At 40.4% G+C, this 5,696-nt stretch carries 6 protein-coding genes; 2 read left to right on the top strand and 4 right to left on the bottom strand.

The genetic code is table 11. The annotated features are described in order from the left end of the window. A partial coding sequence (locus AC4GME_RS11735; RefSeq protein WP_490379433.1) for a type 1 periplasmic-binding domain-containing protein occupies positions 1–481 on the top strand: 481 nt, incomplete at its 5' end. On the opposite strand, the gene ruvB is transcribed toward AC4GME_RS11735, so the two are convergent. From ruvB to ruvC, 4 genes are all read right to left on the bottom strand, one after another. Further along, positions 482–1,489 carry a Holliday junction branch migration DNA helicase RuvB gene (gene ruvB, locus AC4GME_RS11740; RefSeq protein WP_490377871.1) on the bottom strand — a complete coding sequence of 336 codons (1,008 nt, stop codon included), beginning with the start codon at positions 1,487–1,489 and terminating at the stop codon, positions 482–484. Positions 1,490–1,491: 2 nt separating this feature from the next. Further along, on the bottom strand, positions 1,492–2,115 hold the full coding sequence (ruvA, locus tag AC4GME_RS11745) for a Holliday junction branch migration protein RuvA (protein WP_490377872.1): 624 nt from the start codon (positions 2,113–2,115) through the stop codon (positions 1,492–1,494). Positions 2,116–2,373: 258 nt separating this feature from the next. Further along, positions 2,374–3,258, bottom strand: coding sequence for an EamA family transporter RarD (gene rarD / locus AC4GME_RS11750; RefSeq protein WP_490377873.1), 885 nt, complete (start codon positions 3,256–3,258; stop codon positions 2,374–2,376). Positions 3,259–3,320: 62 nt separating this feature from the next. After that, entirely contained in the window at positions 3,321–3,842 is a 522-nt protein-coding gene (gene ruvC / locus AC4GME_RS11755; RefSeq protein WP_490377874.1) for a crossover junction endodeoxyribonuclease RuvC, read from the bottom strand. A gap of 305 nt (positions 3,843–4,147) precedes the next feature. Between ruvC and AC4GME_RS11760 the strand changes: the two genes are divergently transcribed. Beyond that, complete coding sequence (locus AC4GME_RS11760; protein ID WP_490377875.1) at positions 4,148–5,587, top strand: AGE family epimerase/isomerase; 1,440 nt, start codon at positions 4,148–4,150, stop codon at positions 5,585–5,587. The last annotated feature ends 109 nt before the right edge of the window (positions 5,588–5,696 follow it).

The raw sequence follows: 5,696 nt of genomic DNA on the forward strand, positions 1-5,696 counted from the left end.
GGAAACGGCATACGATAAAGCCCTTGGTCTATCACAGCGTTATCCCGATACAAAAGTCTACTGGACTGCTAGCGATCTAATGGCTATAGCTGTTGAGCAGGCCTTATCTGAAAAGGGCTTAATACAAGGAAAAGATTATCTGACAGGCGGCGTTGACTGGTCTCAAGCGGGCTTAGCCGCCGTCAAACAAAATCAGATTAGCACCTCAGCCGGTGGACACTTTATGGATGGTGCATGGGCGGTGATCATGTTATATGATCATTTTAACGACTCCCCCCTTAACGCAGACTCTTTTTACCAATTTCAATCGCCAATGTCATTAATCACATCCGCAGATATCGATCTGTTACTCCCCCGTCTAGAGTCGCATGATTGGAAAGATATCAATTTCCGCTTACGCTCAAAAGCGCTTAATAAGCATTTAAAAGAGTATAATTTCTCGCCAGCGTCTGTATTAGAGGAGCTGCGCAAAGCGCAATAATTATAATACCGGTTTATCAAAACCGAAATGCAGATAAGTTCTATTGGTGGCGATCCGCCCTCTTGGGGTGCGTTGTAAAAAACCCTGCTGAATCAGATACGGCTCTAATACATCTTCAATCGTCTCTTTCTCTTCACCGATGGCTGCTGCTAAATTATCTAAACCTACAGGTCCGCCTTGAAAAGTATCTAAGATAGCCATCAGCAGTTTTCTATCCATATAATCAAAACCTTGATTATCCACTTCGAGCATATTCAGTGCTTGTTTCGCGATCTCATCATTGATCACACTCGCTTTTTTTACCTGCGCATAATCGCGTACACGACGTAATAAACGGTTGGCAATACGTGGTGTACCGCGGGAACGTTTAGCTACTTCAATTGCCCCCGATTTATCCATGGTCAACTCAAGGTGTTTAGAACTGCGTAAAACGATATGAGTTAAGGATTTAAGATCATAATATTCAAGACGCTGCACAATACCAAAACGGTCGCGCAGTGGAGAGGTTAACGATCCAGCTCGCGTGGTTGCGCCAATTAAAGTAAACGGAGGTAAATCAAGTTTAATAGAGCGCGCGGCAGGCCCTTCCCCAATCATTATATCGAGCTGATAATCTTCCATCGCCGGATATAAAATTTCTTCAACTATTGGACTTAATCTGTGTATTTCATCGATAAATAACACATCGTTTTCTTCAAGATTAGTTAAGAGTGCAGCTAAATCACCGGCTTTTTCTAAAATAGGACCTGAAGTTGTTTTGATATTCACATCAAGCTCATTAGCAACGATATGTGAAAGCGTGGTTTTACCCAGCCCGGGCGGGCCAAAAATAAGCAGGTGATCTAATGCTTCATTACGTTGACGCGCGGCTTCAATAAAGATTTCCATCTGCGCATTAACTTGCGGCTGACCTTCATAATCAGCCAATAATTTAGGGCGTATCGCGCGATCAATAAAACCATCATCAACTTTTTCAGTGCCGGAAATCAGGCGATCTTCTTCAATCATTTTTATACCATGCTTTTAAGTGAACTGCGGATCAATAATTCGCAATCCATACCATCTTGATAAACTTGTTTAATCACTTTTTCTGCCATCAGCTGTTTATAACCTAATGCCACCAGCGCACTAATCGCTTCATCTTTAGCGTTACCACTGCGAAAGGTATTTTCTAAACCATTCTCAAAAGCCATTTTATCCGACTCAGGTGTTAATAAATCTGATCCCGTCCAGTTTTTAAGGCGATCTTTCATCTCCACCACTAAACGCTCAGCGGTCTTTTTACCCACACCCGGTAATTTAACTAACGAGCTCACTGCATCGTTATGGATACACTGCACAAACTGGTTTGCTGACATGCCAGATAAAATAGCAAGTGCTAACTTAGGGCCGACACCGTTTACTTTAATTAATTCGCGGAACATTGCACGTTCATGTTTATCGGAAAAACCATATAAGAGCTGTGCATCTTCACGCACTACAAAATGGGTGTAAATAATCGCTTCCTGCCCAATTTCAGGTAAAGGATAAAACGAACTCATCGGTAATTGAATTTCATAACCGACACCAGATACATCTAATAATACTTCTGGTGGTTGTTTTTCTAATAAAATACCACGTAGTCGACCAATCATTTTAAAACCTTGTTTGCTGCAGAAAAGCTAAGCATAGAAAACAACTGAGTAAATATCCAGTGTTATTTCATCTGCGTCCTTAATTGTTTGGAAAAATCATACCAATTTCACTAATTAGATGATCTATTTAGGCGCAGGAAAAATGGACGATAGCAAGGCATTGATTGCAGTAACTAGTTATTCTAATTTCAAAATCAATAACGAAGCTAGCATTCATTTTAACAAGCATAAATGAATAGATAACTAGTGGATTTGGTATTACAACCAGGATTTGATTTTATTCTCAAAGGCAAACAGAAATATTCCAGACCAAATAAACAAGAAGGTAACTGTTTTAACCAGGCTTAACTCTTCGCCATAAAAAACCACAGCAAACATAAACAGTAATGATGGTGCCATATATTGGAAAAAACCAAGTGTAGACAGTTTTAATCGTAAGGCTGCTTGCCCAAAAAATATCAAAGGCATCGCTGTAACAATACCCGCAAACATCAACCAGGCGTTTAACGACCATCTGTTAGTCAGCAAATTCGCAGTGTCTGTTTGCGCGACATAAATAAGGTAATAAAGGGCAACGGGTATAACCAGTAAGGTTTCAATAAACAACCCCGTCAGAGCTTCAATTTTAATTTTTTTGCGTATTAACGCGTAAAAAGCAAAACTGAATGGTAATACCAATGAGACCCAAGGCAGTTCACCTAACTGCAGCACTTGAATTAACACGCCAATCAGTGCCAGTGCTACTGCAATCCATTTAATACGGCTTAAAGATTCATTTAAAAAGATCAAACCTAACACGACATTAATAAGCGGGTTAATAAAATAACCTAAACTCGCATCTAACATGCGTCCATTATTAATCGCCCAGATAAAAACCACCCAGTTAGTGCTAATCAGTAAGGTAGTAACACACAGAAACACAAGCTTTTTAGGTGACTGACTGACTTCCAATACTTTAGGCCAACCACCTAAGAAAGAAAGGATAATGGCAGTGACGACTGCCGACCAGATAACACGATGCGCTAATATTTCATAAACAGGAATAAACTCTAAATACTTAAAGTAGATTGGAGCGAATCCCCACATAAGGTAAGCGCCAAGGGCATAAATAACACCCAAATGTGTTTCGGACAGATCTTTCATTAAAACCTCATAGGAAAAACAGAAATAAATTGATTTTTAACTCATTCCATTGAGTTTTTAGATTAACGGAAACGTCCACGTACCGTTTTTTTAACTTGCCCGGACATTGCCACCAGCGACTGCGCTGTATGAGCATGACAAATAGCAACAGCCAGACCATCAGCCGCATCGGCTTGCGGCCGGCCTGAAAGTTTTAAAATCTGCATCACCATCTGCTGTACTTGTTCTTTGCTTGCGCCACCTGTGCCCGAAACCGCTTGTTTAATCTGGCGAGCGGAATATTCACAAACATACAAATCAGCTTGTGTAGCAGCGACAATCGCAGCGCCACGTGCTTGCCCGAGTTTTAACGCCGAGTCCGGGTTTTTTGCCATAAACACTTGTTCGATGCCAAATTCAGTTGGCTGATACTGTTTAATAATTTCGCTGATACCATTAAAAATCATATCCAGTTTAGGTGCGAGCGTATCCCCTTTAGTGCGAATACAACCACTGGCAATATATATACATTTGCTGCCTTTTTGTTGAATCACCCCATAGCCGGTAATACGAGAGCCGGGATCAATACCAAGAATAATACTCACTACAAAACCTCTGAACAGGGACTTAAAACGGGAAAAAACACAATCGAAATTAACAATCAAAACAAGCGCCTACTGTACGCTTTGCTTTTGATTAGTGCAAAGATCCGATGATAATCATCATACAGATGGCAAAATTATTCGCATTTGAATTTTATTCGCTATCTTATTGATATATTTAATTTAACCCATTGTTATTTAGATATTTATTCTGTATCTATACAGCCGGAATAAAGTGCACAGGCAGCAGCTGTTTTTCATTTTATTTTGGCAGTTATAAATATTAAACAAGTAATTAGGGATATTTAATGAGAAGAATTTTATTCGCATTTTTAATCATACTTCCAACATCTTTGTTTGCACAGGATGTTATGGATGGTGAATTATGGAAAAGCCACTGGAAAAAAGATATTAAACCATGGTGGGTTGATCAATCAGCAAATGGGGAGCCTTTTGGCAATTTCCCTACTTCAAGGGAATTAACAGGCGCGCCTGTTTACGGTGAACAGTATATCCGCATGGTATCGCGACAGGTTTATACTTATGCGATGGGTTATCAGTTAACTGGTGATGAAATATTACTTGAGTATGCGCAAAAAGGAATAAATTGGTTAACAGAAAACGCCAGGGATGATGCTGAAGGATTCAAGGGCTATTATGCGATCCTTGATGGTCAGGGGAATTCTATTGGTGCAGATAAGTCATCTCAAGATCAAGCGTATGCTGTAATTGGCTATGCGGCAATGCATCATATTACCGGCGAAAACAGATACGCTAAACCTGTTGATGAAATGCGCGAGTTTGTATTCGATGGTGCGTTTTGGGATCCGTTGAATAACTCTCCGTATGATGCTTTAACAGAGGATCTGACCACTCCTGTTGAATTTAAAAGCAAAGGTTTGGATTCAGTGTCTGTACTCGATCATCTGAATGCCTATTTGATGCTTTATTATAACTCGCTTCCAAATGGCAATAAGCGCGATAAGGTGTTTAATGAGATTTCGACTTTGGGTGATTTGGTTTACGAGCGATTTTATAAAGATGGTATTTTCTGGAATACCCAGCTAAACAGAACGGATTGGAATGGGGATCATGTTGATATTGGTCATTCAATCAAATCTTACTGGCTTCTTGAACGAATTGGTCAAGAACTTAAAGCACAGGGAAAAGATCCTAAGCAGTTTCTTGCTATTCAAGCAAATGCTCTTGAAATGCTCCAGGCTTCTCCAAATGAATATGGCGCGTATGGACAGCGATTTTCCGGGGCACATGATGCGCTAACAGATCATCGTGCGGCATGGTGGGTTCACAGTGAGCTTGACCAGTATGCCGCTCTGCGACTGAAAGACAGCGCGGATATTGTGGCTCCTATTCTAGAGAAAAGCGGCCTGTTCTGGTTTAACTTTGTGGATACAGGTAGGGAAGTTCGCGGCATCCGAGATGGCGTTAAATTTGATGGTTCCCTATGGGGGGACGATGACAGCTGGACCTCAAAGCAGTTTTCCTGGAAAAGTGGCTATCATGAAACGGAACGCGCTTTATGGCTCTACCTGATGATGAATGAACATCAGAACAGATCATCAACACTCTATTATGCTTTGTCGCCAAATCAGTTTTCGAAGCGCTTGTTAGAAAATAGCCTGAAACCTTATATCTTCAATGGTGATATTGTGGATATTAATATACTCAATAAAATAAAGGGAACATCTCGATATAAAGTAGCAATTACTTACAGAAATATTAACTAACCTCAGCTCGGGATAATTTGCACTGCGGTGACTTTAAACGGTCACCGCCTTTTAATACCCATGTTACTTCAAGATGCAAAATCAGCAAGCCAAATTGTACTTAGATGCT

It is taken from the genome of Psychromonas sp. (genome assembly GCF_983033635.1).